Source organism: Baekduia alba (genome assembly GCF_028416635.1).
Lineage (GTDB): Bacteria > Actinomycetota > Thermoleophilia > Solirubrobacterales > Solirubrobacteraceae > Baekduia > Baekduia alba.
In genome coordinates, this window is record NZ_CP114013.1 from 2,068,185 (window position 1) to 2,094,121 (window position 25,937).

The 25,937-nt window shown below is 71.1% G+C and carries 26 protein-coding genes; 14 read left to right on the forward strand and 12 right to left on the reverse strand.

The features are described from left to right. Positions 1-9 precede the first annotated feature (9 nt). Positions 10-2,361 carry a molybdopterin-dependent oxidoreductase gene (locus DSM104299_RS10320; protein WP_349294501.1) on the forward strand — a complete coding sequence of 784 codons (2,352 nt, stop codon included), beginning with the start codon at positions 10-12 and terminating at the stop codon, positions 2,359-2,361. Between the two features lie 9 nt (positions 2,362-2,370). Here DSM104299_RS10320 and DSM104299_RS10325 read toward each other — a convergent pair whose 3' ends face one another. Genes DSM104299_RS10325 through DSM104299_RS10345 form a run of 5 tightly spaced genes read right to left on the reverse strand, consistent with a single transcriptional unit; the run spans position 2,371 to position 7,992 of the window. Further along, positions 2,371-4,809: a bifunctional salicylyl-CoA 5-hydroxylase/oxidoreductase gene (locus tag DSM104299_RS10325; RefSeq protein WP_272477217.1), complete on the reverse strand. Its 2,439-nt coding sequence runs from the start codon at positions 4,807-4,809 to the stop codon at positions 2,371-2,373. 3 nt (positions 4,810-4,812) lie between these two features. Further along, entirely contained in the window at positions 4,813-5,991 is a 1,179-nt protein-coding gene (locus DSM104299_RS10330; RefSeq protein WP_272477218.1) for an acyl-CoA dehydrogenase family protein, read from the reverse strand. Continuing rightward, positions 5,988-6,386 carry a RidA family protein gene (locus DSM104299_RS10335; protein WP_272477219.1) on the reverse strand — a complete coding sequence of 133 codons (399 nt, stop codon included), beginning with the start codon at positions 6,384-6,386 and terminating at the stop codon, positions 5,988-5,990. The genes DSM104299_RS10330 and DSM104299_RS10335 overlap by 4 nt, the downstream gene beginning before the upstream one ends. A 2-nt stretch (positions 6,387-6,388) precedes the next feature. Further along, positions 6,389-7,216 carry an enoyl-CoA hydratase family protein gene (locus tag DSM104299_RS10340; protein ID WP_272477220.1) on the reverse strand — a complete coding sequence of 276 codons (828 nt, stop codon included), beginning with the start codon at positions 7,214-7,216 and terminating at the stop codon, positions 6,389-6,391. After that, complete coding sequence (locus tag DSM104299_RS10345; protein ID WP_349294550.1) at positions 7,213-7,992, reverse strand: SDR family NAD(P)-dependent oxidoreductase; 780 nt, start codon at positions 7,990-7,992, stop codon at positions 7,213-7,215. Before DSM104299_RS10345 ends, DSM104299_RS10340 begins: the two co-directional genes overlap by 4 nt. Before the next feature lie 57 nt (positions 7,993-8,049). Here DSM104299_RS10345 and DSM104299_RS10350 point away from each other — a divergent pair, with 57 nt between their 5' ends. Continuing rightward, positions 8,050-9,111: a TIGR03619 family F420-dependent LLM class oxidoreductase gene (locus tag DSM104299_RS10350; protein ID WP_272477222.1), complete on the forward strand. Its 1,062-nt coding sequence runs from the start codon at positions 8,050-8,052 to the stop codon at positions 9,109-9,111. A gap of 6 nt (positions 9,112-9,117) precedes the next feature. Here the strand turns inward: DSM104299_RS10350 and DSM104299_RS10355 are convergent, their stop codons facing one another. Then, on the reverse strand, positions 9,118-10,320 hold the full coding sequence (locus tag DSM104299_RS10355) for a thiolase family protein (RefSeq protein WP_272477223.1): 1,203 nt from the start codon (positions 10,318-10,320) through the stop codon (positions 9,118-9,120). A 253-nt stretch (positions 10,321-10,573) separates the two neighbouring features. Here DSM104299_RS10355 and DSM104299_RS10360 point away from each other — a divergent pair, with 253 nt between their 5' ends. From DSM104299_RS10360 to DSM104299_RS10375, 4 genes are all read left to right on the forward strand, one after another. Next, positions 10,574-10,732: a hypothetical protein gene (locus DSM104299_RS10360; protein WP_272477224.1), complete on the forward strand. Its 159-nt coding sequence runs from the start codon at positions 10,574-10,576 to the stop codon at positions 10,730-10,732. Further along, entirely contained in the window at positions 10,729-10,929 is a 201-nt protein-coding gene (locus DSM104299_RS10365) for a hypothetical protein (protein WP_272477225.1), read from the forward strand. The genes DSM104299_RS10360 and DSM104299_RS10365 overlap by 4 nt, the downstream gene beginning before the upstream one ends. A 12-nt stretch (positions 10,930-10,941) precedes the next feature. Further along, complete coding sequence (locus tag DSM104299_RS10370) at positions 10,942-12,135, forward strand: 3-hydroxyacyl-CoA dehydrogenase (protein ID WP_272477226.1); 1,194 nt, start codon at positions 10,942-10,944, stop codon at positions 12,133-12,135. A gap of 79 nt (positions 12,136-12,214) precedes the next feature. Then, positions 12,215-13,072 carry a PaaX family transcriptional regulator gene (locus DSM104299_RS10375; protein ID WP_272477227.1) on the forward strand — a complete coding sequence of 286 codons (858 nt, stop codon included), beginning with the start codon at positions 12,215-12,217 and terminating at the stop codon, positions 13,070-13,072. Positions 13,073-13,089: 17 nt separating this feature from the next. On the opposite strand, the gene DSM104299_RS10380 is transcribed toward DSM104299_RS10375, so the two are convergent. Beyond that, positions 13,090-14,721 carry an indolepyruvate oxidoreductase subunit beta family protein gene (locus tag DSM104299_RS10380; RefSeq protein ID WP_272477228.1) on the reverse strand — a complete coding sequence of 544 codons (1,632 nt, stop codon included), beginning with the start codon at positions 14,719-14,721 and terminating at the stop codon, positions 13,090-13,092. Further along, on the reverse strand, positions 14,721-16,886 hold the full coding sequence (locus DSM104299_RS10385) for an indolepyruvate ferredoxin oxidoreductase subunit alpha (protein WP_272477229.1): 2,166 nt from the start codon (positions 16,884-16,886) through the stop codon (positions 14,721-14,723). Before DSM104299_RS10385 ends, DSM104299_RS10380 begins: the two co-directional genes overlap by 1 nt. A gap of 216 nt (positions 16,887-17,102) precedes the next feature. Here DSM104299_RS10385 and DSM104299_RS10390 point away from each other — a divergent pair, with 216 nt between their 5' ends. The 6 genes from DSM104299_RS10390 (at position 17,103) to DSM104299_RS29370 (ending at position 21,777) form a co-directional block, all read left to right on the forward strand. After that, positions 17,103-17,885: a cyclase family protein gene (locus DSM104299_RS10390; RefSeq protein ID WP_272477230.1), complete on the forward strand. Its 783-nt coding sequence runs from the start codon at positions 17,103-17,105 to the stop codon at positions 17,883-17,885. A gap of 40 nt (positions 17,886-17,925) precedes the next feature. After that, complete coding sequence (locus DSM104299_RS10395) at positions 17,926-19,113, forward strand: acyl-CoA dehydrogenase family protein (protein ID WP_272477231.1); 1,188 nt, start codon at positions 17,926-17,928, stop codon at positions 19,111-19,113. 390 nt (positions 19,114-19,503) lie between these two features. After that, positions 19,504-20,067 carry a dihydrofolate reductase family protein gene (locus DSM104299_RS10400; protein ID WP_272477232.1) on the forward strand — a complete coding sequence of 188 codons (564 nt, stop codon included), beginning with the start codon at positions 19,504-19,506 and terminating at the stop codon, positions 20,065-20,067. 314 nt (positions 20,068-20,381) lie between these two features. Continuing rightward, positions 20,382-20,861 carry a DUF456 domain-containing protein gene (locus DSM104299_RS10405; RefSeq protein WP_272477233.1) on the forward strand — a complete coding sequence of 160 codons (480 nt, stop codon included), beginning with the start codon at positions 20,382-20,384 and terminating at the stop codon, positions 20,859-20,861. A 291-nt stretch (positions 20,862-21,152) separates the two neighbouring features. Next, on the forward strand, positions 21,153-21,590 hold the full coding sequence (locus DSM104299_RS10410; RefSeq protein ID WP_272477234.1) for a VOC family protein: 438 nt from the start codon (positions 21,153-21,155) through the stop codon (positions 21,588-21,590). Between the two features lie 31 nt (positions 21,591-21,621). Further along, complete coding sequence (locus tag DSM104299_RS29370; RefSeq protein WP_349294551.1) at positions 21,622-21,777, forward strand: nitroreductase/quinone reductase family protein; 156 nt, start codon at positions 21,622-21,624, stop codon at positions 21,775-21,777. Positions 21,778-21,854: 77 nt separating this feature from the next. On the opposite strand, the gene DSM104299_RS10415 is transcribed toward DSM104299_RS29370, so the two are convergent. Next, positions 21,855-22,310: a MarR family winged helix-turn-helix transcriptional regulator gene (locus DSM104299_RS10415; RefSeq protein ID WP_272477235.1), complete on the reverse strand. Its 456-nt coding sequence runs from the start codon at positions 22,308-22,310 to the stop codon at positions 21,855-21,857. Between the two features lie 51 nt (positions 22,311-22,361). Beyond that, complete coding sequence (locus DSM104299_RS10420; RefSeq protein ID WP_272477236.1) at positions 22,362-22,946, reverse strand: hypothetical protein; 585 nt, start codon at positions 22,944-22,946, stop codon at positions 22,362-22,364. A 58-nt stretch (positions 22,947-23,004) separates the two neighbouring features. Here DSM104299_RS10420 and DSM104299_RS10425 point away from each other — a divergent pair, with 58 nt between their 5' ends. After that, positions 23,005-23,316 (forward strand): hypothetical protein, encoded by a 312-nt coding sequence (locus DSM104299_RS10425; RefSeq protein WP_272477237.1) that lies wholly within the window; start codon positions 23,005-23,007, stop codon positions 23,314-23,316. 96 nt (positions 23,317-23,412) lie between these two features. On the opposite strand, the gene DSM104299_RS10430 is transcribed toward DSM104299_RS10425, so the two are convergent. After that, positions 23,413-24,513, reverse strand: a complete 1,101-nt coding sequence (locus DSM104299_RS10430) for a sensor histidine kinase (protein ID WP_349294502.1) — start codon at positions 24,511-24,513, stop codon at positions 23,413-23,415. After that, complete coding sequence (locus DSM104299_RS10435) at positions 24,506-25,189, reverse strand: response regulator transcription factor (RefSeq protein ID WP_272477239.1); 684 nt, start codon at positions 25,187-25,189, stop codon at positions 24,506-24,508. Before DSM104299_RS10435 ends, DSM104299_RS10430 begins: the two co-directional genes overlap by 8 nt. A gap of 86 nt (positions 25,190-25,275) precedes the next feature. Between DSM104299_RS10435 and DSM104299_RS10440 the strand changes: the two genes are divergently transcribed. After that, the gene (locus tag DSM104299_RS10440) at positions 25,276-25,929 is read left to right on the forward strand and encodes a M15 family metallopeptidase (protein ID WP_272477240.1); all 654 of its coding nucleotides are present in this window, start codon (positions 25,276-25,278) and stop codon (positions 25,927-25,929) included. Positions 25,930-25,937: the final 8 nt, after the last annotated feature.

The window sequence follows — 25,937 nt, forward strand, 5'->3', positions numbered from 1 at the left end:
CAGATAGGCATGCCGGATAGAGAGCGGTTTCCCAGCGCTACGCATTGGGGCTCGTACAACGCGGTCGTCGCGGACGGCCGCGTCACCCGGCTCGAGCCGGTAGACGACGACCCACATCCGTCACCGATCGCGGATGGCATGGTGTCCGCGCTGTCGGACCGTGCGCGCATCACCGAGCCGATGATCCGCGCGGGATGGCTGGAGCACGGCCCGCGCAAGGGCTTCGACGGCCGCGGCACCGAGCCCTTCGTCGCCGTCTCGTGGGACCGTGCCCTCGACCTCGCTGCCGCCGAGGTCGACCGGGTGCATCGAGCTCACGGTCCCACGGCGATCTACGGCGGTTCGTGCGGCTGGGCCAGCGCCGGGCGGTTCCACCATGCCCAGAGCCAGGTGCATCGCTTCCTTGCGCAGGCCGGCGGCTACACGACCTCGTACGGGTCCTACAGCGTCGGGGCGATGGAGATCATCATGCCCCGCGTGATCGGGGGTGACAAGTGGAGCATCTTCGACCGCGGTGTGATGTGGCCCGAGCTCGCCGACCACGGCGAGCTCGTGGTGAGCTTCGGGGGCCTGGCAGCGAAGAACGCGCAGGTCAACCCGGGCGGCATCGGCCGGCACCACGTCCCTGACCTGCAGCGGCGCTGTTGCGATGCGGGCGTGCAGTTCGTGAACGTGTCACCGGTGCGTGACGACGTCGCCGACTGGCTGGGCGCACAGTGGGTCGCCCTGCGTCCCAACACCGACGTGGCGCTCATGCTGGGCCTCGCTCACGTCATCGTGACCGAGGACCGCCACGATCGGGACTTCCTTGACCGCTGCTGCACGGGCTATGACGTGTTCGAGCGCTACCTCCTCGGCCGCGACGACGGGGTGCCGAAGGATCCCCGCTGGGCCGCGGCGATCACTGAGCTCCCCGAGGCGGTCATCCTCGATCTCGCGCGGCGGATCGCGGAGCGACGCACGGTGATCAACGTGAGCTGGTCCGTCCAGCGCCAGGAGCACGGCGAGCAGACGTACTGGATGGCCACGACGCTTGCGGCCCTGTCCGGCTCCATGGGCCTCCCCGGGGGCGGGCTCGCCGCCGGCCTGGGAACCACCTCGATCGGCGTTCGACCCGGCCGCTACAACGTCGCGGCCTTCCCGCAAGGACGGAATCCGGTCGACGCGGTCATCCCGGTCGCGCGCGTCGCCGACATGCTCCTGGGAGCCGGCGCCTCGTATGACTTCAACGGCCAGCGGCGAACGTACCCCGACATCAGGTTGGTGTACTGGGCGGGCGGGAACCCCTTCCATCATCACCAGGACCTGAACCGCCTGGTGCGGGCGTGGCGTGAGCCGGAGACCGTCATCGTCCACGACTCGTGGTGGAATCCGGTCGTCCGCTTCGCCGACATCGTCTTCCCGGTGGCCACCTCCCTCGAGCGCAACGACTTCGCCGTCGGGATGAACGACCTCACCGTGACGGCGATGCACAAGGCCGTGGACCCTCCCGGCGAGGTCCGCTCCGACTACGAGGTGTTTGCCGCCTTGGCCGAGCGCCTCGGCCGGGGCGATCAGTTCACGGAGGGGCGCACCGCCGAGGAATGGGTACGCGAGCTCTACGAGCGCACGTGCGCGGAACTCGCCGCGGAGGGCGTCGACCTGCCGACGTTCGAGACGTTCTGGGAGCGAGGACGCACCGAGCTGCCCGAGTCCCCGGCGCCGTCGTCCGGTGTCCTCGCCGACCTGCGTGCCGATCCCGACGAGCATCCGCTCGACACGCCGTCGGGACGCATCGAGATCTTCTCCGAGACGATCGCCGGCTTCGAGTACGACGACTGCCCTGGGCATCCGGCGTGGATGGCACCGCGGGAATGGCTCGGCGCGACCGGCACGGATCGGTTCCCGCTGCACCTGATCTCGAACCAGCCTCGAACCCGGCTGCACAGTCAGTACGACAACGGCTCACACAGTCGAGCGAGCAAGGTGGCGGGCCGCGAGCCCGTCGTCATGCACCCCGAGGACGCCCGCGAGCGCGGGATCGCCGAAGGCGACGTCGTGCGGCTGTTCAACGATCGCGGAGCATGTCTTACCGGCGCCGCTCTGTCCGACGGCGTGCGTCGAGGGGTCGTCGTGTTGGCCACCGGGGCGTGGTACGACCCCGAAGAGCCCGGCGTTCCCGGGAGCTTGGACCGGCACGGCAACCCCAACGTCCTGACGCGAGACGCAGGCACGTCCAAGCTCGCTCAGGCCTGCTCTGCGCAGAGCACGCTCGTGCAAGCTGAACGTGTCGACGGTCCTGTGCCCCCCGTGAGGGCGTTCGAGCCCCCCGAGATCGTGCGGGACACGGCGGCTCCCGACCTCGGCCCGGCCGGCGCCTGACCAGCCCGTTCAGGCTGGCGCCGGCGACGACTCGGAGTGCTCCGAGCCGTGGCCGTTCTCTTCGGCGTGCCGCGCCGCGGTGTCCGCGTCCGCGCGCCAGCGGCTGGGCGTCGCGGCGACCGGCGGGTCGAACGAGCGCGTGGGCGCCTTGCGGACGTCGACGCTGCCGTCGTTCGGACGCCGCTTGCCACCCTGGTACTGGACGATCCACGGCTCCACGGAGAAGCCGTTCTCCACCGTGTAGCCCTGGTCCGCCGCGGCGTGCAGCGTCCAGTATGGGTCATAGAGATGTGGGCGTCCGACGGCGCACAGGTCAGCGCGGCCGGACAGGATGATGGTGTTGACGTCGTCGTAGCTCGTGATCGCGCCGACGGCGATGGTCGGGATCCCGGCCTCGTTGCGGATGCGGTCCGCGAACGGCGTCTGGAACGTGCGTCCGTACTCCGGCTTCTGGTCGGCGACGACCTGGCCGCTGGAGACGTCCACGATGTCGGCGCCGTGCGCGCGCAGGAGCTTGGCCAGTGCCACGGCGTCGTCGCCGTCGAAGCCGCCCTCCTTCCAGTCGGTCGCCGAGACGCGCACGGATAGCGGCTTGTCGGCGGGCCACGCCGCGCGGCACGCGTCGAGCACCTCGAGCGGGAACCGCGCGCGGCTCGCGAGGTCGCCTCCGTACTCGTCGCTGCGCACGTTGGTCAGCGGCGAGAGGAACGACGACAGCAGGTAGCCGTGCGCCATGTGGATCTCGAGCAGGTCGAAGCCGGCGGCCACCGCGCGGCGCGTCGCCGCGACGAACTGGTCGCGGACGACGTCCATGTCCTCGCGGGACAGCTCGCGCGGGACCTGGCTGTCGGGGAAGTACGGGAGCGGCGAGGCCGAGACGATCGGCCAAGCGCCGGTCGCCAGCGGGCGGTCGATGCCGTCCCACATCAGGTTCGTTGCGCCCTTGCGGCCGCTGTGGCCGATCTGGGCGCCGATCTTCGCGCGGCCGTTGGCATGGACGAAGTCGGTGATCCGCTTCCAGCCCGCGACGTGGTCGTCGCGGTACAGGCCGCCGCAGCCCGGCGTGATCCGGCCTTCGGCCGAGATGCAGATCATCTCGGTCATCACCAGGCCGGCGCCGCCGATGGCGCGGCTGCCGAGGTGGACGAGGTGGAAGTCCCCGACCGAGCCGTCCTGCGCCGAGTACATGTCCATGGGGGAGACGACGACGCGGTTGGCCAGCTCGAGCCCGCCCAGGCGCAGGGGCCGGAACATCGGCGGCGTGTTCGCCTGCACGCCGTCGCTGACGCGGTCGTGGTACTCGCGGTCGACGGCGGCGACGAACCCCGCGTCGCGGAGCCGCAGGTTGTCGTATGTGATGCGTCGGCTGCGGGTGAGCAGGTTGAAGGCGAACTGGTGATGGTCCTGGCCGGCGTAGCGCGCGATGTCCTCGAACCACTCGAGGCTCGCCTGCGCCGCGCGTTGCGTGCTCGCGACGACCGGGCGGCGCTCGTGCTCGTAGCGTTCGAGCACGGCGTCCACGTCCTCGTCGGGCCCGCTCTCCTTGATCGTCCACGCGAGCGCGATCGCGTCCTCCATCGCGAGCTTGGTGCCCGACCCGATGGAGAAGTGCGCGGTGTGTGCCGAGTCGCCGAGCAGGACGACGTTCCCGTCATGCCAGTGCTCGTTGCGCACGGTGTGGAAGTTCAACCACTTGGAGTTGTTGCCGAAGACCTGGTGCTCGCCGAGGGCCGCGGCGAAATGCTGCCGGCAGAAGTCGATGCTGACCTCGTCGTTCTCGCCCGGGGCAAGCCGCAGCTCGGTGCTGTCCTCGAGCCCGGCGCGGCGCCACGTCTCCTCGTCGGTCTCCACGATGAACGTGCTCATCGTGTCGCTGTACGGGTAGCCGTGGATCTGGAAGATCCCGAACTCGGTCTGGACGATGGAGAAGGTGAAGGCCTCGAAGACGAGGTCGGTTCCCAACCACATGTACTTGGACTTGCGGCGCTCCAGGCTCGGGCCGAAGGCCTCGGCGTGAGCGTCGCGCAGGACGCTGTTGACGCCGTCGGCGGCGACGACCAGGTCGTAGTCGCGGCGCAGCTCGGCGGCCGGCGGTGCCTCGGTCATGTACTTGATGTCGGCCCCGAGGAAGGCGGCGCGGCGCTGGAGGATGTCGAGCAGGCGGTGCCGGCTCAGCGCCGAGAACCCGTGTCCGCCGGAGGTCATGCTCTCACCGCGGTAGTGGATGTCGATGTCGGCCCAGCGCGCGAAGCTGCTCGTGATCTCGCGGTAGGTGACCGGGTCGGCGGACTCGAACGCGCCGAGGGTCTCGTCGGAGAACACGACACCGAAGCCGAAGGTGTCGTCGGGCGCGTTGCGCTCCCAGACGCACACGTCGTGGCCGAGGCGGCGGAACAGGATCGCGGCGTAGAGCCCGCCCGGCCCGCCTCCCGCGATGGCGATCTTCATCGGCTAGCTCTCCTTCTTGGCGTCGAACAGCGCGCGGGCGATGATCTCCCGCTGGATCTCGGATGCGCCCTCGTAGATGCGCGGGGCGCGAACCTCGCGGTAGAGGTGCTCGAGGAGGTGGCCCTCGCGCAGGGCGAGCGCGCCGTGGAACTGGATGGCGGCGTCAACCGCCTCCTGGGCGATCTCCGTGGCCATCAGCTTCGCCATGGCAGCGGCCTGCGTCGTCGGGCGCAGGCCCGCGTCGTATGCGGCGGCGGCGTGGTGGACGAGCAGCCGTGCGGCCTGGACGCGCGTGGCGATGTCGGCCATGCGGTGCGAGACGGCCTGGAAGTCGCGCAGCGGGCGGCCGAAGGCGTGGCGGACGTTGGCGTGCGCCACGGTCGCGTCGATCGCCGCCTGCGCCATGCCGATGCCGAACGCGCCGACGCTGGGGCGGAACATGTCGAGCGTGCGCATGGCGACGGCCATGCCGCGGTCGCGCTCGCCGAGCACGTGCCGGGCCGGGACGAAGACGTCTTCGAAGACGAGGTGGCCGATCGGGTGCGGCGACACCATGGCCAGCCGTTCGCCGGTCAGCCCCTCGCTGTCGCGTGGGACGAGGAACGCGGTCAGCCCGCGCGCGCCCGCGCCCTCGGTCGTGCGCGCGAACACCGAGTAGACGTCGGCGTCGGGCGCATTGGAGATCCAGATCTTCTCGCCGTTGAGCCGGTAGCCGTCGCCGTCCGGCGCAGCGGCCAGAGCGAGGGCCGAGACGTCGGTGCCCGCCTGCGGCTCGCTCAGCGCGAAGGCGGCGACCGCCTCCCCGGAGGCGATGCGCGGGATCCATGCCTCCACGGCCTCGCTGCCGCCGGACTGCAGGATCGGGAAGCTGCCGAGGCCCTGGACGGCGAACGCGGTCTCGGCGGCCGTGCTGCACCGCGCGAGGCCCTCGCGGATCAGGCACAGGTCCAGCGCCGAGACGTCCGGGCGCCAGGTGCCGTCCTCCTGGGTGAACAGGCGCCCGAGCAGCCCGTGCTCGGCCAGCGCAGCCATCAGTGGGCGATTGACGTGGCCGTCCCTGCCCGCCTCGGCGATCGGCGCCAGCGTCGTCGCGGCCAGTTCGGTCGTGCGGGTCAGCAGCGCGCGGTGGCCCTCGGAGAGGTGCGCGTCGAGCACCGGGACGGCGGTGTCCGTGGTGGTCACGCGATCACCGCCACGGCCATCAGCTCGATGAGGGCTTCGTCATCGAACAGACGCGTCACGCCGAACAGCCCGGCGGCGGGATAACGCCGGCCGAAGTGGCGCTGCCACACCGGCCCGAGGTCGCGCAAACGGTTCTTGTAGTCCTCGACGTCGGTGACGAAGATCTGCATCGACACGATGTCGTCGGGCCCGCCGCCGGCGGCGGCAAGCGCGGCCACGACGTTGCCCGCCGCGACGTCGAACTGCGCGACGACGTCGTCGCCGTGGATCCGGTCGTCGGGCCCGAGCGCGGTCTGGCCACCGAGATGGACGATGCGCCCCGGCAGGCTCACGACCGCGTGCGAGAACCCCACGGCGGGTGGGAGCTCTGGTGCGTTGACGATGGTGTTGGTCATGGTCAGTGGCCCTCCCAGGCCGGCGGGCGCTTCTCCGACCACGCCTTGTAGAACTCGCGGTGGTCGTGGGTGAGCATCAGCAGCGCCTGGTTGGCGGCCTCCAGCTCGATCGCACTGGCCAGGTCCATGTCCAACTCGCGGCTGAGCAGCGTCTTGGTCGTCGCGTAGGCCAGCGCCGGCCCGTCGGCGAGGCGGCGCGCGAGCGCGCGGCCGGCGTCCAGCAACTCGTCGTCGTCGTGCAGCTCGGTCGCCAGCCCGATCTCGTAGGCGCGCTCGGCGCTGATCTTGTCGCCCAACGTCAACAGGTTCATCGCGTGGCCGAGCCCCACGATGCGCGGCAGCAGGTACGCCGAGCCCATGTCGGCGCCGGACAGGCCCACGCGCGCGAACAGGAAGGCGAACGACGCCGACCGGGCCACGATCCGGAAGTCGCTGGCCAGCGCCACGACGGTGCCGGCACCCGCGGTCACGCCGTTGATCGCGGCGACGATCGGCAGCGGGCAGTCGCGCATCGCCTTGATCGTCAGCCCCGTCATGCGCGTGAACCGCAGCAGGGCGGAGGGCTCCATCTTCTGCAGCTCGCCGATGATCTCCTCGACGTCGCCGCCCGAGCAGAACCCGCGGCCCTCGCCCGTGATCAGGACCGACCTCACGTCCTCGCGCAGCGGCAACTCGCCGAACAGGTCACGGAGGTCGGCATACGCCTCGAACGTCAAGGCGTTGAGCTTGTCGGGGCGGTTGAGCGTGATCGTCGCCACGCCGTCGGCGATGGCGAGGTCGAAGTTCGCCCACTCCTGCGTGAACGCCGCCGAGGCCCGGAATCGGGTCATGCCTGAAGTCCTCCGCCGTCGAGTACGAGTGCTTGGCCGTTGATCGCCGCTGCCGCCTCGGAGGCGAGCCAGATGACCGCCTCGGCGACCTCGTCGGCCGCCAGCAGGCGTCCGAGCGGCGAGGCGGAGGCCAGGGCCGCCTCGCTGTCCTGCGCCGAGCGACCCGTCCGCTCGGCGATGCGCGCGACGGACCTCTGCGTCATCGGCGTGTCGACGAACGTGGGGCACACGGCGTTCGAGGTCGCACCGGTGCCGGCGAGCTCCGCGGCGGCGACGCGCATCAGACCGAGCGCGGCGTGCTTCGACGCTGTGTACGCGGCGGTGTAGGGCACGCCGACCTTGCCCGCGGTCGAGGCGACCGTCACGATCCGGCCGGCGCCGCGCTCGCGCATCGGCCGGATGACCGCGCGCGTGGCGAGGAAGGGACCGAGGGCGTTGACCGCCATCTGCGCGTTCCAGCTGTCGAGCGTGGTGCGGTGCAGCGGCGCGCTCTCCGAGACGCCGGCGTTGTTGACGAGCACGTCGACGCGCTCCAAGCCGTCGACCAGCGCGGCGACCTGCGCCTCGTCGGTGACGTCGCAGCGGCGCGCCAGGACGTTCTCGGGCCCCAGCTCGGCGGCGAGCCCGTCGAGCGCCGCCTGGTCGCGGCCCACCGCGACGACGGCGTCGCCGCATGCGACGAACCGCTGGGAGAGGCGAAGACCGATGCCGCGCGTCGCCCCGGTGAGCAGTACAACGCGCCGCTCGGCTGAGAAGGAAGCTGGCGGGGAGGGCATCCGAAGCAAGTTTACATACGAGCGGGGTGTTGTGTGGGCTTTTTCGGGCGCCTGTCCATGGACAGCACGAACGATATGCATAAAAGCCCGGCGGTATGTAGAATGTTGGTGGCGGGCGCCCTGGTCCGCCGCCGCGGCCCTGCGCTCGGCGTGAGCGACGGACAAGGTGGCACTGTGGACTTCGGCGTCTTCCTCCCCGTTTCCGGCCGCGCGGCGAGCCGCGGCGGCCTTGTCCACGCGGCGCGGTCCGCAGAGGACATGGGCTTCACCGCGGTCTGGGCTGCCGACCGGGTCGTGATCCCGTGGAGGATCGACACGCCCTACAACTACAACTGGTCGGGCTCGTTCTTCGTGCCTCCCGAGGCGTCGTTCCTCGAGCCGCTCACCGTGTTGTCGTTCCTCGCCGGTGCGACGGAGACGATCCGCCTGGGCGTCAGCGTGTTGGTGATGCCCTATCGCGACCCGGTGTACTGGGCGAAGATCGTCTCGACGCTCGACGAGCTCTCCGAGGGCCGGTTCATCCTCGGGGTCGGCGTGGGGTGGATGCGGGAGGAGTTCGCCGCGCTCGGCCGCGAGGATCTCTTCGAGGCCCGCGGCAGGGTCGCCGACGAGCACCTCGACATCTTCCGGACGCTCCTGTCCGAGGAGCACGCGTCGCATCAGGGCGAGTTCTACGAGTTCTCGGACATCGCGTTCTCGCCCAAGGGGCACATGGGCGCGGGTGACATGAAGGTCTGGGTCGGCGGTGAGGCGGCGCCGTCACGGCGTCGCGCCGGCCGCTACGGCGACAGCTGGTTCCCGTACTTCCCCCGGGTGACGCCCGAGGAGATGGCGCGGCGCTACGACCACGTGCGGCAGGTCGCCGACGAGGCGGGGCGCGATCCCGACGCCGTGCAGCTGAACTGCTGCCTGTCGATCGAGGTGACCGACGAGGACGTGGAGCAGGAGCCCGACCTCCTCCGCGGCAGCCCGTCACAGGTGGCCGAGCGGCTCGCGGCCTTCCACGAGATCGGCGTCCGGCACTGTGGTCTGCAGTTCCTCGTCGGCCGGTATCCGGAGCGGATCGAGCAGATGCGCCGCTTCTCGGAGGAGGTCATCCGGCCGGCCCTGTTCGCGTGACCGCGTTCAGACGGCGGGGTTCTCGAGCACGACGGCGATGCCCTGGCCCACGCCGATGCACATGGTGGCGAGGCCGTAGCGCACCTCGCGCCGGCGCATCTCGTGCGCGAGGGTGCCGACGATGCGTGCCCCGGACATCCCGAGCGGATGGCCGAGGGCGATCGCCCCGCCGTTGACGTTGACGAGCTCGGGGTCGAGGCCGAGCTGGCGCACGCAGGCGATGGCCTGTGAGGCGAACGCCTCGTTGAGCTCGACGAGCCCGATGTCTGCGATCGTCAGGCCCGCCCGCTCCAGCGCCAGGAGGGAGGCGGGCACCGGGCCCATGCCCATGAGCTCGGGTGCGACACCGGCGGTCGCCGCGGCGACCACGCGGGCCAGCGGGGTGCGGTCCAGGGCTCCGGCGGCGTCGTCGTCGGCGATCAGGAGCGCCGCCGCGCCGTCATTGATCGATGAGGAGTTCCCGGCAGTGACGCTTCCGCCCTCGCGGAACGCGGGCCGCAGCCGCGCCAGCGACTCGGGCGTGGAGTCCGGACGCGGCGACTCGTCGGAGTCCACGGTGGCCACCTCGTGGCGGCCGCGACGGACCTCGACGCCCACCATCTCGCCACGTAACCGGCCGGCGCGCTCCGCGGCGACGGCGCGTTCGTGGGACCGCAGCGCGAACGCGTCCTGGTCGACGCGCGACACACCGTGCCGCTCCGCAACGTTCTCGGCGGTCTCGCCCATCGAGACGGTGGCGCGATCGGGCATCCGCGCGTTGACGAACCGCCAGCCGATCGTGGTGTCGGCGAGCTCGGCGTCGCCCCAGGGCAGGGCGCGGTCGGGCTTGCGGAGCGCCCATGGCGCTCGGCTCATCGACTCGACGCCGCCGGCGATGAGCAGACGGCCTTCGCCGCAGCGAACGGCGCGGGACGCCGCGACGACGGCCTCCATGCCCGATCCGCAGAGGCGGTTGACGGTGGCGCCCGGGACGGAGTCCGGGAGGCCGGCGAGGAGCACGGCCATGCGCGCGACGTTGCGGCTGTCCTCTCCTACGCCGTTGGTGCAGCCGAGGTAGACGTCGTCGACGGCGTTCGGATCGGCTCCGGTACGGGCGACGATCGCTCCGACCACCTGAGCTGCGAGGTCGTCGGGGCGGACGCCGGCGAGCGCGCCGCGATGGCGCCCCACGGGGGTGCGCAGGGCATCGACGATCCACGGGCTGGTCACTGATAGTGAACATAGCACTCCCGTATGATGCCGACTCTTGGTGGCGGTTCGCGCTGGGACAGTCCGCATGCACGCCGTCGACGGCTACCTTCGTGCGATCAGTCGCGTGGCGGAGCCCTGCGCTCCGCACCACTAAGAACAATATCCTGCGTAGATCCGAGGCAAGCTGTCGACAAATGGGCGGCCACTCGGTAAGGTGCCGGAAGTTCCACTACCGACCCGTGGAGGCGCCGACCGTTCAAGCGGCGGCGACATGACCGTGCAGCACCGCTTCATGTACCCGAAGGTCACCGAGCTCCGCAAGGCCCGCCCCGAACCCCGAGACCAGGCACACGCGGTCTCGAAGCGCGCGCTCGTCGCCGATCCGCTGGTGCGTCGCCCCAGCCCGTCGAGCGCGAGCACGAGCTCATGAACCTCGACCACGGCGGCAAGCTGCGGACCGCGCATTTCCCTTTGCTCGCCCGCGCCTTGGAGCGGCACATGTGTTGGGCGTTCGATCACGCGGTGGTCGGGGAAGATGACCTCGCGGCAGTGGCGCTCCTCGACGTGTGCGCGGTCGCGGCGGAGATCGCCGAGGATGCTGGCGGCGACACCTGCTGGGCTCTGTGACGTGACGCTTTCGTGAGTCATCCTCAGCGTATCGGGGTGGTCGGTGCCGGCACGATGGGGGCCGGCGTCGCCGCGCTCGCCTGCCGCAGCGGCTACGGCACGGTCCTACGCGACGTCGATCCGGACGCGCTGGAGCGTGCCCGTCAACGCCACGCCGCGTCACTGCGACGCGCCGTCGAGCGAGGCGAGATGACGCCTGACCGCGAGCGTGACGCGCTGCAGCGGCTCGAGCTCACGACCGATGTCGACCGGCTGTCCTGCTGCGCGCTGATCGTCGAGGCCGCGCCGGAGCGCGAGGGGCTCAAGGCGCGGATCCTGGCGGAGCTGGCGACGACTGCCCCGCGTGCCGTGCTTGCGTCGAACACCTCGTCGATCTCGATCGCGGCGCTCGCGGCCGACGCCGATCCGGAGCGCGTCCTGGGTCTGCACTTCTTCAACCCGCCCGCGGCGATGCCGCTCGTCGAGCTCGTGCGCACCGCACGGACGACGGACATCGCCGTGCGGCACGCCAGGCGGTTCGCCGAGGCACTGGGCAAGACCGTCGTCGAGGTGCCCGATGGCCCAGGGTTCCTCGTGAACCGGTGTGCCCGGCCCTTCTACCTCGAGGCGCTGCGGATCGTCGAGGACGGGCAGGCCGACCCCGCGACCGTCGACCGTGCGTGCTGTGAGCTCGGCGGGTTCCCGATGGGGCCGTTCGAGTTGATGGACGTGGTCGGCCTCGACGTCGGTCTCGCCGCGACCGAGTCGATGTGGCGCCAGGGTCACGGCGAGCCGCGCTGGCGGCCGAGTCCGTTGCACATCCGGATGGTGGCGGACGGTCGGCTCGGCGCGAAGTGCGACGCCGGCGGCTTCTATCGACCGGGCGAGGGGTGGCGGGACGCGGGTCGGGGCACGGAGCCGGTCGATGGGGCGGCCATCGTGATCCGCATCGTCGCCCAGCTCGTGAACGAGGCGCACTTCGCGGTCGCCGAAGGCGTCGCGGCCGTGGAGGACGTCGATCGCGCCCTCGAGCTCGGCTTGCGTCATCCGCGCGGGCCGTTCGCCTGGCAGGCGCGCTACGGCGCCGCGACGATCGTGGACACGCTCGATCAGCTGTGGAGCATCGAGCACGATCAGCGCTACCGCGTGGCGCCCAGCCTGCGCCGGGGTGAGCGGTCGGCCGCGCGCCCGCCTGCGCGCACCCCGGCCGACCGGCAGAGGCGGTAGCGTGCGAGGGGCTGCCATGTCCCGCATTCGCCTCGAAGCACGCGCACCGCTCACCCGCGACCTGGCGTCTCGGCGGTAGATGCCGCCCGTCCAGCGCAACGGCGGGCTGCAGCCGCAGAACCTTGCGCTGACGATCGCCGGTACGCACATCCGGGAGCCTGGCGAGCGCGTCTGGTCCGGGGGCTTCGTGAAGCTCTTGCAGGAGTTCGGGTTCTCCACCGAGGCGTCGCGCGCGGCGCTGGCGCGATTGGTCCAGCGCGATCTGCTGGCGCGCGAGATGGACGGGCGCCGGGCGCTGTACACCCTCACCGACCACGCCGTCGAGCTGCTCACGCGGGGAGACGAGCGCATCTTCAAGTTCGGGCGCCCGGAGCCGTCGCGTGAGGTCTGGACCGTGCTGTGGCACGCCATCCCCGAAGGCCGCCGCGCCGAGCGGACGCGCTTCGCCACGGGCCTGAGATTCCTCGGGTTCGGGTCGGTCCAAGACGCGACCTGGTTCGCGGCCCACGATCGCGAGGCCGCCGTCGTGCGACTGGCGACCAGCCTGGAGATCGCCGAGTACGTCTCGGTCTTCATCGGAAGGATGTCCGACCGCCTGCCGCCCGGCATCCTGGTGGGGCAGGCGTGGGACCTCGCCGCCGTCGGCGAGGGATACCGACGCTTCCTCGACGACTACGGCCACCTCCGCCGCGCCGGCGATCGCCGCGTCCTCTCGCGCAGGGACGCGTTCGTGACGCGGACGCTCATGCTGCACCAGTTCCGCGGCTTCCCGTTCATCGATCCCGAGATCCCGGCATCGGTGGGCGGGCACCCGCAACTCCGCAAGCGCGTGGTGTCGCTGTTCGACGTGGTCTACGCCGGCCTCGCCGCCGCGGCGATCAAGCACTTCGAGGACGTCGCCCAGCCGGAGTTCACGCGCCGGCCTTCGGCGGCCTGAGCGTCGCGGACGCGCGCTCAGGCGCCGAGGCCGACCAGCTTGGCGTCGAGCGCGGCGCCACCCTCGTCGGCGAGCGCCGCCGCGCGGAGGTCGGCAAGCCGCGACGCCGCGTCCTTCGCGCCATCGAGGCGGCCGGCGGCCTGCATGAGCTTCGCGAAGCTCTCGCTCCCGTGCTCGTAGGTCGCTCCATAGCCCTTGAGCACGCGCTGGCATTCGACGATCTCGCGGGCGAGGTCGGCATCGGTCCGCGCGGTCACGAGCGCCCGGCCCATCCACTGGTCGATCGCCGCCTGCTCACGGGCGAACCGGAACGAGCGCGGGCGGAGCGGTCGGACGCGGGCCATGACGGTCAGGAGCGTGTAGCCGGCCACCGAGGTCGTGTTCAAGATCATGCCCTTGTGGGTCGCCTTGCGCACGACGTTGTTCACCGTCTTGGAATGCTTCATCCACTTGCCGATCCAAACCGGCATCGTGTCGGTGATCTCGTCGATCTGCGGATGCAGGAACTCGCGGACCTCGATGAGCTGGTCGGGCCTGGCCTTGGCCTCCTGACGGATGCGGTCCATCCGTGCCCGGCGGGTCTTCTGCGCGGCGACCTGGATGGTGTCCTGGTAGCACATCCACAACGCCACGTGGCGCGCGGCCTCCTTGGTCAGCCGCGCCTCGCCGCAGGCGTCCGGGTCGGCGGCGGCGAACTGCGTGACGCGCCCGAGGTAGCGCTCGGCGTAGGGGACGTCCTGGTAGAGCGCGGTGCGCACCAGCCCGTCGAGCACCATCGACCGCGCCGCGGCAGGCAGCTCGCGCACGCGCTCGGCCAGCGGCCGCAGCGCGGGCCCCACCAGGACGCTCGGATCCGTCGCGGCCTGCTCGTTGCGGCGGGTCTCGCGGTGCGCCTTGCGCCCCTCGGCGGCCTGCGAGCCCCCGCCCTGGGCCGGCGCCCCGCCCGACCACGTGGTCAGCGGCAGCTCGATGCCCTCGACGTCCGACGGCGCGGTCGCGGCTTCGTACCCGGCGGCGAACGCCGCCAGCGAGGACTCGACGCCCTTGCCGAACGCGCGGATCGGCGCCTCGAACTGCTCGCGCGTGAACGGCAGCGCGCCCGATCCGGCGACCGCTCCGAACAGCGACGCGCTGATGACGCTGCCGGCCTTCTCGGCCATGTCGGCGAAGTCCGCGGCGACGAGCGTCCTGGAGGCGGTACGCGCCGAGGCCAGCAGCGACGCCTCGTCGATGCGCCCGTCGTCGAGCGCCATCTTCTCGTCGATCGAGTACACGCGGCTGGTCGACGTGATGAGCGTCGTGCGGTCCGCCGTCGCGAAGCCACGCTGGATCGCGCGACCGCACTCCATCAGCTCGGACGCGATCACGACGTCGACCTCGCCCGGTGTGGGGAAGATGCTCATGACCGGCTCGCGGCGGACCGACGACGCGCCGTTGCGGCTCTCGGCCGCGAGGGGCGGGAAGATCTCGACGTAGTACACGGTGGCTCCGGTGCGCTGGGCGACGCCGGCGACCGAGGTGTTCTGCGCGAAGCAGCCATGCTCCTCGGCGACCGTGACGATCCAGTCGGCCAGGACGCCGCCGCCCTCACCGCCGAGGGCGAGGATCGCCAACGTGATCGGGCGCTGCCCCTCGGACCAGCTCGACATCAGGCGGCGGCCTCGATCTGCACGGCGCGGCGTTCCGCGCCCGCCGACAGGCGCTTCATCCACCAACGGCGGAGCTTCACCAACACCTTGTCCTTCGTGGTCGGGTTGTGGATCACGTCGGTCCGGTAGAACGACGGGCAGAGCACCGCGGCGTGGGCGTTGGCACCGCATACGCCGCAGCCGACGCAGCTGTCGAGCACGGTGGCGACGGGGTCGGTGCGCATCGGGTCCGGGTTGGAGGTGATCGTCAGCGACGGGCACCCCGAGATCCGGATGCACGCGTGGTCGCCGGTGCACGTCTCGGCGTCGACGCCGAAGCGCTCGCGCACGACGCGCTTGCCCTCCTTCAGGGCCTTGCGCATCTCGGGCTTGACCCGGCGCTGGCGGTTGAGCTGGCACTCGCTCTGCATCACGAGCACCTTCGGTCCCGGCTCGTCCGAGGTGAACGCCTCGAGGAACGTGTCGCGCACCTTGCCGACGTCGTATGTGTCGTCGATCGTCTTGGCGTACTCCACGCCGACGCCGCGGACGGCCTTCTCGATCGGATGTTGCGTGGACCGCAGCGGCGTGTCGGCGTGGCTGGACAGCACGTCCTGGCCGCCGGTCGCCGCGCTGTAGTCGTTGTCGACGACGACGACCACCTGGTCGTTCTTGTTGAACACGGCGTTGCCGATGCCGCTCGTCAGGCCGTTGTGCCAGAAGCCGCCGTCGCCCATGATCGCCACGGTCTTGCGGTCGGCGTCCTTGCTGTTGAGCGCCGCGGCGGCCGCCGATCCCAGCCCGTAGCCCATCGTGGTCGCGCCGAGGTCGAACGGCGCGTTGATGGCGAACAGGTGGCAGCCGATGTCGGCGCTGACGTGGTGCTGGCCGGTTTCCCGCTCGGCGAGCTTGAGGCCGCTGAAGATCGGCCGCTCCGGGCAACCGGTGCACAGCCCGGGCGGGCGCGGCAGGACCTGGTCGGGCTCGACGTGCTGGGCGAACGGGCTGGCCGGGTCGTCCTTGTCGAGCAGCAGCGAGGGCCGGTGCTCGATGACGTCCGGGAGGTAGCGGTCCAGGAACGCCTCGAGCCCGCGCGTGATCGCGGCGGTGGTGTACTCGCCGGCGACCGGCAGCAGGTCCTTGCCGTGCAGCGCTGTGGCCACGTCGTTGCGGCGCAGGATCGCGTTGAGGTTCTGCTCGAGGTAGTCGGGCTGGCCCTCCTCGAGCAGGAGCGCCGCGCGCTTGCCGGCGCAGAACGCGACGATCTCGTCGTCGACGACGGGGTAGGTCACGTTCATGACGTAGAGCGGGACCTTGGTGTTGCCGTAGGCGTCGGAGCAGCCGAGCAGCTCCATCGCGCGGTTCAAGGTGTTGTACAACCCGCCCTGGGAGATGATCCCGACGTCGGCGAGGTCGTCGTTGATGACCTCGTTGAGGCCACGCTCCTTGATGAAGCGCACGGCGGCGGGCCACCGGTCGGCGACCTTCTCCTGCTCGTGCAGGAAGCTCGCCGGCGGCAGGACGACGCGACTCACGTCCCGCACGGGGTTCTCGATGGCGTCCGTGACCGTCACCGGAGGGCGCTTGTTGTCCTTGGCGACGAACCCACCGTGCAGGTGGCAGGAGCGCAGGCGCAGGTCGAGCATCACCGGCGTCCTGCTGGCCTCCGACAGCTCGAAGCCGCTCTCGACGGCGTCGACGATCGCCTCGACGTTCGGCCGCGGGTCGAGCAGCCACATCTGCGACTTCATCGCGAACGCGTGCGAGCGCTCCTGCATGATGCTCGAGCCCTCGCCGTAGTCCTCTCCGAGGATGACGAGCGCGCCGCCCGTCACGCCACCGCTGGAGAGGTTGGCCAGCGCGTCAGAGGCGACGTTGAGGCCCACCGTGGACTTGAAGGTGACGGCCCCCCGCAAGGGGTAGTGGACCGACGCAGCCAGCATGGCCGCCGCGGTGGCCTCCGACGCGCTGTTCTCGAAGTAGACACCGAGCTCGTCGAGGATCTCGCGGGCGTCGCCGAGGACGTCCATGAGGTGCGAGATCGGTGCACCCTGGTACCCGCCGACGTAGGCGACGCCGGACTGCAGCAGGGCCTTCGTGACGGCCAGGATGCCTTCGACATGCAATGTGGTTCCGGCGCCGTGACGAAGCAGTTGGACTTCGTTGGCGAACGACCGCTCGGCCATGCGCTCACCCTCCTCGAGAAGCTGGACTACGTCCTTAGGGTACGACCCTCATCCAAATCTGTCTACACAAGAGCGAGGTGATGTGTGTACGGACGTCCCCGCTGGATGGCCCCGGCACCGTCCCGTTGACGACCGGGGTATGCTTCACGATGGTCGGCAGATGGCCCCGGTGATCTGCACAATGAACGAACCATTCCGAGATCTGAGGGATTGTTGATGTCACAGGCAACGCAGCTCGCCGACCTCACCGCGGCGCTGGCGGACGGAACCGTGGAGGTCGTCGACCTCACGCAGCCGCTGAGCGAGCAGACGCCGGTCCTCCGGCTGCCCGAGCCGTTCGCCAACACGCCGCACCTCTCGCGGCGGACGCTGAGCAGGTTCGACGACGCCGGGCCGGCCTGGGCCTGGGACGTCCTGGAGCTGGGCGAGCACACTGGCACGCACATCGATGCCCCGGTCCACTGGATCACCGGCCGCGACGGCGAGGACGTCGCCTCGATCCCGCCGCAGCGGCTCGTGGGCCCCGTCAAGGTCATCGATCGGACGGCCGAGGTCGCCGCAGACCCCGGCTACGTCCTGACGGCCGCGGACCTCGACGCCTTCGAGCGCGACTTCGGGCCGATCGAGCCCGGCACCTGGCTGATCTTCCGCACGGGCTGGGGCGCGCGGGCGTCGAACGAGGAGGCGTTCCTGAACGCCGGGCCCAGCGGCCCCGCGACCCCCGGCCCGGACGTCGAGGCGGCCAGGTGGCTGAGCGAGCATCCCGGCGTGGTGGGATGGGGCGTGGAGACGGTCGGCATCGACGCAGGCGCCGCCGGTGGCTTCGATCCGCCGTTCCCCGTCCACAACTTCCTGCTCGGGGCCGGGCGCTACGGCCTGACGCAACTCGCCAACGTCGACGCACTGCCCGAGACGGGCGCGGTCATCGTCGTCGCGCCGTTGAAGCTCGTCGGCGGCACCGGGAGCCCGTCCCGGGTCTTCGCGTTCGTGCCGCGCTGACCCCGTCTCCTCTCCATCCAACCGCACCAAGGACTGCCGCATGACCGTCTCCGCTGCTCCGCCCGCGATCCGCCCCAAGGACTTCCTGGGGATCGATCAGCTGCTCTCCGATGAGGAGCGGGACATGCGTGACAGCGTGCGCGCGTTCGTGGCGGGCGAGATCCTGCCGGGTGTGGGGGATTGGTTTGAGGCGGGTGAGGTGCCGGTGGCTGAGTTGGCGCCGGCGTTGGGCAGGTTGGGGGTGTTGGGCATGCACTTGACCGGTTATGGCTGTGCGGGTGCGTCGGCGACGGCCTACGGTCTGGCGTGCTTGGAGTTGGAGGCCGGTGACAGCGGTGTGCGTTCGTTGGTCTCGGTGCAGGGGTCGTTGGCGATGTATGCGATCTGGCGTTGGGGCAGTGAGGAGCACAAGCAGCAGTGGCTGCCGCGGATGGCGGCCGGGGAGGCGATCGGCTGCTTCGGGTTGACCGAGCCCGACGCCGGCTCCGATCCCGGCGCGATGCGCACCCGCGCCCGCCGCGACGGGGAGGACTGGGTGCTGCATGGTCAGAAGATGTGGATCACCAACGGCAGCGTCTCCGATGTGGCGGTGGTGTGGGCGGCGACCGACGAGGGCATCCGTGGCTTTGTGGTGCCGAGGGGCACGCCGGGATTCTCGACGCAGGACATCCATAAGAAGCTGTCGCTGCGTGCGAGCGTGACGAGCGAGCTGTTGCTTGACGACGTGCGGCTGCCCGCCAGCGCGATGCTGCCCGAGGCGACGTCGCTGCGCGGGCCGCTGAGCTGTCTGAACGAGGCGCGCTTCGGGATCGTGTTCGGCGCGGTCGGTGCCGCGCGCGCCTGCTTCGAGGCCGCGCTGGCCTACGCCGGGGACCGGATGGCGTTCGGCAAGCCGATCGCCGGCACGCAGCTCCAGCAGGCCAAGCTGGCCAAGATGGCGCTGCAGGTCAACCAGGCCACGCTGCTGGCGCTGCACCTGGGCCGGATGAAGGACCAGGGGTTGCTGCGGCCCGAGCACGTCAGCATGGGCAAGCTCGCCAACGTCGACGCCGCCCTGGAGGTCTGCCGCGAAGCGCGGCAGGTGCTCGGCGCCAACGGCATCACGCTCGAGTACCCCGTCATCCGCCACATGAACAACCTCGAGTCGGTCGTGACCTACGAGGGCACCGCCGACGTCCACGCCCTCGTCGTCGGCGGCGCACTGACCGGCATCCAAGCCTTCCGATGAGCATCGCCCCATCGCGCCCGCCGCACCAAGCCGCCGCCGGTCGCCGCCACACCGGCCGCGGCCTAGGACTCTCGCGGCGCGGGCTCGTCGGCACGGCCTTCGACGCGCCGTGTCGCATCGGCGTCGGCTCGACGCACGCCGCGGTACACATCGAGCGCGACTCAGGGCGATTGAGCCAGGCGGAACCGTCGTAGACCCCACGGGATGCGCCTGGGCGCCGCCGCATCGCGGCTGGGAGCTGCGCGGTCGCAGGTTCGAATCCTGTCTCCATTATGACATCGAAAGGCCCGTGTTTGCTGGCCTTTCTTGCTCGGGCGTCACTGTCTCGGTAGGCTCGCGGAGCACATTGCGGAGCAAATCGCACACCATGCGGCGTGACGGCATGAAGTCATGCTGATCTACTCGATGGGCGTCTCGGTGGACGGCTTCATCGCGGACCGCCACGGCGCGTTTGCGTGGACGGTCCCTAGCGACGAGCTGTTTGGCTTTCACCTCGCGCAGGTCCGCGAGCTCGGCGGGTACCTCCTCGGCCGCCGGCTCTACGAGACGATGCTGGTGTGGGAGACGGATCCGTCGCTGCGCGACAACGAGGCCAGGACCGCGTTTGCCGACGTCTGGTGCGCGCTCCCGAAGATCGTGTTCAGCCGCACACTCGCCAGCGTCGAAGGACACGCCCGACTCGCCGAGGCATCGGTGGCCGAGGAGGTCGCTGCGGCGTTGAAGGCGACCGACAAGGACGTCGCGATCGGCGGCGCCGGTCTAGCCGGATCGGCCATCCATCTCGGCCTCGTCGACGAACTGCGCGTGTTCCGCCATCCGGTCGTCACCGGTGGCGGCACGCCGTTCCTGCCGCCGGTCACCGAAGACGTCTCGCTCGACCTGATCGAAACCAGGACCTTCGGCTCGCGCGTCGCCTATGAACGCTACCGGCGCGTTCGCAAGAACACGGATTGATCGACACCTCTGACGGGGGCGAACCCCCGTCCGTCGACTGCCACGTGCCGGACCGCACCGCGGTGCACGAGGCGCTCGTGCAACGCCACCGTGCCGAGCGGTGCGGCGGACGCGGCGCTCGGCGAGCGGGTCGATGACCATCGTGCCGTCGCCTGGCGGAGGTGGGTGCGGTGCGCGACGCGCGGTCCAATTCCTGCAGCGCGCCGCTCAGCCCCGCGGGGCGCCGCGCCGAGCGTCGCTCCGCGGTGCGTCAAGCTGCGCGGAAATGACGACCGCGCGACAACGAGCATCGTCGCGGCGTGGGCGGTGCGGCGATGAGTGACGCCGGTCTCGTCCTCGTCGGCCTGGCGATCGCCGTGGGCATCGTCGGCGTCGTCCTCCCGGTTCTTCCCGGCGCGCTGCTGGCGTGGGCGGCGATCGCGGTCTGGGCGCTGTCGGTCGGCTCGGCGACCGCATGGGTGGTGCTGGCCATCGCGACGCTGTCGATCGGCATCGCGCAGGTCGTGAAGGTGCTCGTGCCCGGACGGCGCCTCCGCGACGCCGGCGTCCCACGCGCGTCGATCCTGGCCGGCGTGCTGCTCGCCGTCGTCGTCTTCTTCCTCGTCCCGATCGTCGGGTTGTTCATCGGGTTCCCGCTGGGCGTGTACCTCCAGGAGCGCCGGCGGCTGGGCCAGCACGAGCCAGCCTGGCGATCCACCCAAGAGGCGCTGCGCGCGATCGGCCTCTCGATCGCGATCGAGCTGGCGGCCACGCTGGTGGCGACGGGCGCGTGGTTGGTGGCGGTGCTGACCTGAGGACGCACCTCGGGATCACCGAACCGGCCTGTCGGCATGCGTCGAGGAGCATGTTGAGGAGTCCTTGGACGTGTTGTCGCAGAACAGCCGGCCCAGCCACACGGGAAGGCTGCGGGACGCGAGATGGCCCGCGCGGCTGCGGCTGGCGCAGTCATGTCGAGAAGCGCTGACCGGCTCCGCTCATGAGATGAAAGGCTGCGAGGGGCGCGGCCGACGACACCAGGAGACCACGATGCCGAAGTACCTGCTGCACGACGAGCACACCCCGCAGGAGGGGAGCGGACGCCGTTCATGACCGTCCTGCGCTTGGAGCACATCGGCATCGTCGTCGACGACCTCGCGGCGGCGACCGCGTTCTTCGTCGCGCTCGGGCTCGAGGTGGACGGCGAGACGTCCGTCGAGGGCGGCTTGGTGGACCGCATCAACGGGCTCGAAGGCGTGCGGGCGGACGTCGTGATGCTGCGGACCGCGGATGGAGGGCCCCAGCTCGAGCTGGCCAAGTACCGCTCGCCGTCGTACGAGGGCGACGACGCGCCGGCGCCGGCCAACGCACCGGGCATCCGCCACATCCTGTTCGTCGTCGACGACATCGAGGCGTCCCTGGCCAGCCTGCGAGCCCATGGCGGCGAGCTGGTCGGCGAGCTGGTGAGCTACGAGAACAGCTACCGGCTCTGCTACGTGCGCGGCCCGGCCGGGATCATCGTCGAGCTGGCGGAGAAGATCAGCTGATGGACGTCCCGCTGTTCACGGAGACCACGACCTGGTGGTGGCCTCCAACGGCGGGGGCGATCCACCCGGCTGGTTGCTCAACCTCCAAGACGATCCGATCGTGGCCGTGCAGGTCGAGGCCGACCACCTCACGGCTCGGGCGCGGTCGCCACGGCCGAGGAGAAGCCCGAGCTGTGGCGCGTCATGACCGCGACCGGGACGCCCTAGCACGAGTTCTAGGCCAAGGCCGACCGGGAGATCCCGGGTGGTGGTCGTCGCGCGTGTCTAAGCCGGGTCCTCCAGCCGGCGCAGGAGCTGGAGGAGCCGCGTCCGCTCGGAGGTCGTCAGCGGTGCCATGACGCGTTCTTGGGCTTCGTCGACGACGCGGTCGAGGGCCTTGAGCTGCTGCTCGCCGGCGCCGGTCAGGGTCACGATGTTGCGCCGGCGGTGGGCCGGGTCCACCGTGCGTCGGATCAGGCCCGCCCGCTCGAGGTCGCCGAGCACGCCGACGACGTCGCTGCGGTCCACTCCCGTGCCGCGCGAGAGCTCCGCCTGGCTGGAGGGACCCGCTTCGTCGAGCGCGGCGAGCAGGCGGTAGTGGTAGCTGCGCAGCCCGGTCTCCGACTGGGCGAACGCCTCGTTGAGGATCCGGTGCGAACGCGCGTAGGTGCGGCTGATCAGCCACGTCGGCCGGTCGCGGAGGCGGGCCGGGCCAGAGCCGACGTGTGGCTCGTTCTGCATCGGCGCGACCCTACCAGTGATGGTGCGGCCAACATCGCTGACGCGCGCCGCTCAGCCGGCGGGCGGGGTCAGCCGGAACGACCAGGACGCGGCGCCGGCCACGACCGTGGCGAAGGCGGCGTCGAGCGCGACGGCGTCGGGGACGCGCACGCGGTGCTCGCCTGCCCGCAGGGCGCCCTGCACCAGGATCGCCGACGCGCTCTTGGGGTTCGGCGGCACCAGCTCCGTGATCCAGTACACCGTGACCTCGACCTCGAGCGGTGCGAACAGCACCAGCTCGATCGCGCGCTGCTCCGCGTCGTAGACGGGCGCCTGTCCCGGGACCGCCGTCTCGCCGGCCACGGTGGCCTCGACCTGGTCGACGAGCAGCCCGGGGATGCCGGCGAGCCCCTGGACGACCGCGAGGCGCGGGTTCACGGCCCGGAGCGCCTCACGCATCTCGGCCTTCCGGTCCGGCGGGACCTGCCCGCCGAGCACCACGACGTCCAGCTCGGCGGCGTCGAACTGGCCGGTGATGTCGCCGAAGTCGCTGGTCGCGTGCGCGTCGTACCCGCGCTCGGAGAGGAGCGCGAGCGTGGTTTCGAGGACCAATGGGCTGCGTCCCACGATCAGGACGCCTGGTGTCGCGGTGGTCATCGTTCTCCTAGGTCTTGCGTCGGGAGTGTTGGTCGCACCAACATAGCAGGAACTGTAGGTGACACCAACATTCGCCCCGGCGACTCGGCGCTACGCGACGGAGGCCGCGGCCGACGCCGCGTCGCTGTTCGCGCAGGACGGCCGGCAGGACTCCGCGCGCCGCGCCGCGGCCCGGGCGCGCGAGCTGCACGACGCCGAGCAGGGCGGGACGCCGCCGCGGCTCGAGGGCCTCGGGCCCGAGGCGGCGATCGCGCTGACCGCTCGCGAGGAGCAGCTCGTCGAGCTCGCCCGCCGCGGGCTCGGCAACGCGGGTCGTGGTCGCCGTTGGGGACGGCCGGCTCGTAGGCGCCGGCCAGGAGCGCGGCTCTGAGGACGGTGAGGGCGGTGCGGTGCATGGAGGACTCCGAGGTCGCGGTGGGGAGCGGAAGCCTCCCGCCGCAGCGGCGCCCCACCGCGTCGCGGCCGGCTACTGGGGACGCGGCGCCGGGAGCTGCACCGTGACGCAGAGGCCGCCACCGGGCCTGGGCGTGAGCGTCAGGGTGCCCTCGTGGGCCTGGGTGATGCTCTTGACGATCGCCAGGCCGAGGCCGACGCCTGCGTGGTCGGTGCGGATGCGTTCGGAGCCGCGGCGAAACGGCTCGCCCAGCGTGGCGACCAGCTGCGGGGTGAGCTTCTCGCCGGTGTTCTCGACGGTGAGCACCACGCTCGCCGGGTGCGCGCGGGTCGTGACCCACACGGTGCCCTGGTCGGGCAGGTTGTGGACGACCGCGTTGTGCACGAGGTTCGTCGCCATCTGCAGCAGGAGCGCGGGTGAGCCGCTGGTCGGGGTCGCGTCGCCGGAGGTCTCGATGGTGGTGCCGCGTCGCTCCGCGAAGGGGAGGAGCGTCTCGGTGGCCTCTTCGGCGATGAGCGACAGGTCGACGTGCTCGGGGACGAACGACCGCTGGTCGGCGCGGCTGAGCAGGAGCAGTGCCTCGGTGAGGTCGATCGCTCGGGTGTTGACGGCATGGAGGCGGTCGACCAGCTCGTCGTCGTCGCCGCGGCGTCGATCGTTGCGGGCCACGTCGAGCAGGGTCTGCGTGATCGCCAGCGGGGTCCGCAGCTCGTGGGAGGCGTTGGCGGCGAATCGCTGCTGTTCGGCGACCTGCGCCTCGAGCCGGGCGAGCATGGTGTCGAAGGCGTCGGCGAGCTCGCGGAACTCGTCCTTGCGGCCTTCCAGCCGGATTCGGTGGGAGAGCGATCCGGTCGCGGCGATGCGCGTGGCGTCCGTGATGCGGGTCAGGGGGGCGAGCATGCGGCCGGCGAGCAGCCATCCGCCCACGAGGCCGAACACGAGGAGGAACGCCAACGCCGCGGCCGCACGCGGAGCGAAGACGTGCAGGAGGTTGGACCGGACGGGGAAGACCCCGGTGATGGACTGATCGGTGACGAGCATCGCGCGGTCTGGGACGTACCGCAGGAGGAACACCCACACGACGGCGAGCAGCAGGGCGCCCGCGAGCATCAGGAACGCGGCGTAGCTGAGCGTGAGCTTGAGGCGGACGCTCAATCCGGGCGCTCTATCCACGGCCGCGTCCCTCGGCCCCGGTGTCGATGCGGTACCCGGCGCCGGCCACGGTGGCGATGATCCAGGGCTCGCCGAGGCGCTTGCGCAGGCCCGAGACCGTGATGCGCACGGCGTTGGTGAACGGGTCCGCGTTCTCGTCCCACGCTCGTTCGAGGAGCTCTTCGGCGCTGACGACCCCACCTTCGGCGGCGACGAGGACGTCGAGCACTGCGAACTGCTTTCTGGTCAGCGCCACGTAGCGATCGTCGCGGTAGACCTCCCGCCGAAACGGATCCACCCGCAGGCCCGCGATCTCTCGCACGGGCGGCCGGCTGTGCGCGCGCCGGCGGTCGAGGGCCCGCAGCCGGAGCACGAGCTCCTGCAGCTCGAAGGGCTTGGTGAGGTAGTCGTCGGCGCCGAGCCCGAACCCGGTGGTCTTGTCGTCGAGACGGTCGGCCGCGGTCAGCATGAGGATCGGCATGCCGCTCCCGGAGGCGACGATCCGCCTGGCGATCTCGTCACCGGTCGGTCCGGGAACGTCGCGGTCGAGGACGGCGATGTCGTAGGTGTTGACGCCCAGCAGCTCCAGGGCGGTGTCGCCGTCGGCGGCGATGTCGGCGGCGATCGCCTCCAGCCGCAGGCCGTCGCGGATGGCTTCTGCCATGTAGGGCTCGTCCTCGACGAGCAACACGCGCATGCGCCGATGCTACGAGCTGGCGCATGTCGTCGGCGTATCGGAAACCGCATACGGGCCGGCAACGCCGCGCTGCCTTGACTGGCGGCGTGACCTACGGCGAACCAGCGCGAACGACGACCGGCCGGATCCGGATCCGCAAGCTCCGCGTCGCCGGCCTGCTGGTCGCCATCGCGGCGATCGCCGCGGCCCTCGGCGACCAGTGGCCGGCGTCCTCGTCCTCGACGGGGTCCTCGTCCTCGGCAGCCGCATCGCCCATCGGCGCCGCTCCCGGTGAGCTCCGTGGTGCGCTCGGCGAGGCCGACGGCGCCGTCCCCGACGGCGTGATGGTCGTCGATGACGCGATCCCCGGCGTGGCCAAGCTGGATCCCGCGCTTCTCGGCGCCCTGCGCCGAGCGGCCACCGATGCCAAGGACGACGGCGTCGAGCTCGCCGTCGACAGCGGCTGGCGTTCCCCCGCGTACCAGGAACGCCTGCTCCAGGAGGCGATCTCGGAGTACGGCTCAGCAGCGGAGGCGGCCCGCTGGGTGGCCAGCCCCAACACGTCGGCGCACGTGTCGGGGGACGCGGTCGACCTCGGGCGCGATGCCGCGGCGTGGCTGTCCGAGCACGGCGCGGCCTACGGGCTGTGCCAGACCTACGGCAACGAGTCCTGGCACTACGAGCTGCGGCCCGAGGCCGTCGATCACGGTTGCCCGCCCACGTACGCCGACCCGACCCAAGACCCGAGGATGCGACGTTGACCAAGAGA

Bases quoted from the DNA above. Each gene is read 5' to 3' on its own strand.
- DSM104299_RS10415 (WP_272477235.1), bottom strand. From the start codon at position 22,310: ATGCAGAACGAGCCACACGTCGGCTCTGGCCCGGCCCGCCTCCGCGAC.
- DSM104299_RS10345 (WP_349294550.1), bottom strand. From the start codon at position 7,992: ATGCCCTCCCCGCCAGCTTCCTTCTCAGCCGAGCGGCGCGTTGTACTG.
- DSM104299_RS10385 (WP_272477229.1), bottom strand. From the start codon at position 16,886: ATGGCCGAGCGGTCGTTCGCCAACGAAGTCCAACTGCTTCGTCACGGC.
- DSM104299_RS10435 (WP_272477239.1), bottom strand. From the start codon at position 25,189: ATGCGCGTGTTGCTCGTCGAGGACGAGCCCTACATGGCAGAAGCCATC.
- DSM104299_RS10340 (WP_272477220.1), bottom strand. From the start codon at position 7,216: ATGACCCGATTCCGGGCCTCGGCGGCGTTCACGCAGGAGTGGGCGAAC.
- DSM104299_RS10400 (WP_272477232.1), top strand. From the start codon at position 19,504: ATGCTGATCTACTCGATGGGCGTCTCGGTGGACGGCTTCATCGCGGAC.
- DSM104299_RS10320 (WP_349294501.1), top strand. From the start codon at position 10: ATGCCGGATAGAGAGCGGTTTCCCAGCGCTACGCATTGGGGCTCGTAC.
- DSM104299_RS10390 (WP_272477230.1), top strand. From the start codon at position 17,103: ATGTCACAGGCAACGCAGCTCGCCGACCTCACCGCGGCGCTGGCGGAC.
- DSM104299_RS10405 (WP_272477233.1), top strand. From the start codon at position 20,382: ATGAGTGACGCCGGTCTCGTCCTCGTCGGCCTGGCGATCGCCGTGGGC.
- DSM104299_RS10325 (WP_272477217.1), bottom strand. From the start codon at position 4,809: ATGAAGATCGCCATCGCGGGAGGCGGGCCGGGCGGGCTCTACGCCGCG.
- DSM104299_RS10375 (WP_272477227.1), top strand. From the start codon at position 12,215: ATGCCGCCCGTCCAGCGCAACGGCGGGCTGCAGCCGCAGAACCTTGCG.
- DSM104299_RS10335 (WP_272477219.1), bottom strand. From the start codon at position 6,386: ATGACCAACACCATCGTCAACGCACCAGAGCTCCCACCCGCCGTGGGG.
- DSM104299_RS10350 (WP_272477222.1), top strand. From the start codon at position 8,050: ATGGACAGCACGAACGATATGCATAAAAGCCCGGCGGTATGTAGAATG.
- DSM104299_RS10420 (WP_272477236.1), bottom strand. From the start codon at position 22,946: ATGACCACCGCGACACCAGGCGTCCTGATCGTGGGACGCAGCCCATTG.
- DSM104299_RS10360 (WP_272477224.1), top strand. From the start codon at position 10,574: ATGACCGTGCAGCACCGCTTCATGTACCCGAAGGTCACCGAGCTCCGC.
- DSM104299_RS10365 (WP_272477225.1), top strand. From the start codon at position 10,729: ATGAACCTCGACCACGGCGGCAAGCTGCGGACCGCGCATTTCCCTTTG.
- DSM104299_RS10395 (WP_272477231.1), top strand. From the start codon at position 17,926: ATGACCGTCTCCGCTGCTCCGCCCGCGATCCGCCCCAAGGACTTCCTG.
- DSM104299_RS10380 (WP_272477228.1), bottom strand. From the start codon at position 14,721: ATGTCGAGCTGGTCCGAGGGGCAGCGCCCGATCACGTTGGCGATCCTC.
- DSM104299_RS10410 (WP_272477234.1), top strand. From the start codon at position 21,153: ATGACCGTCCTGCGCTTGGAGCACATCGGCATCGTCGTCGACGACCTC.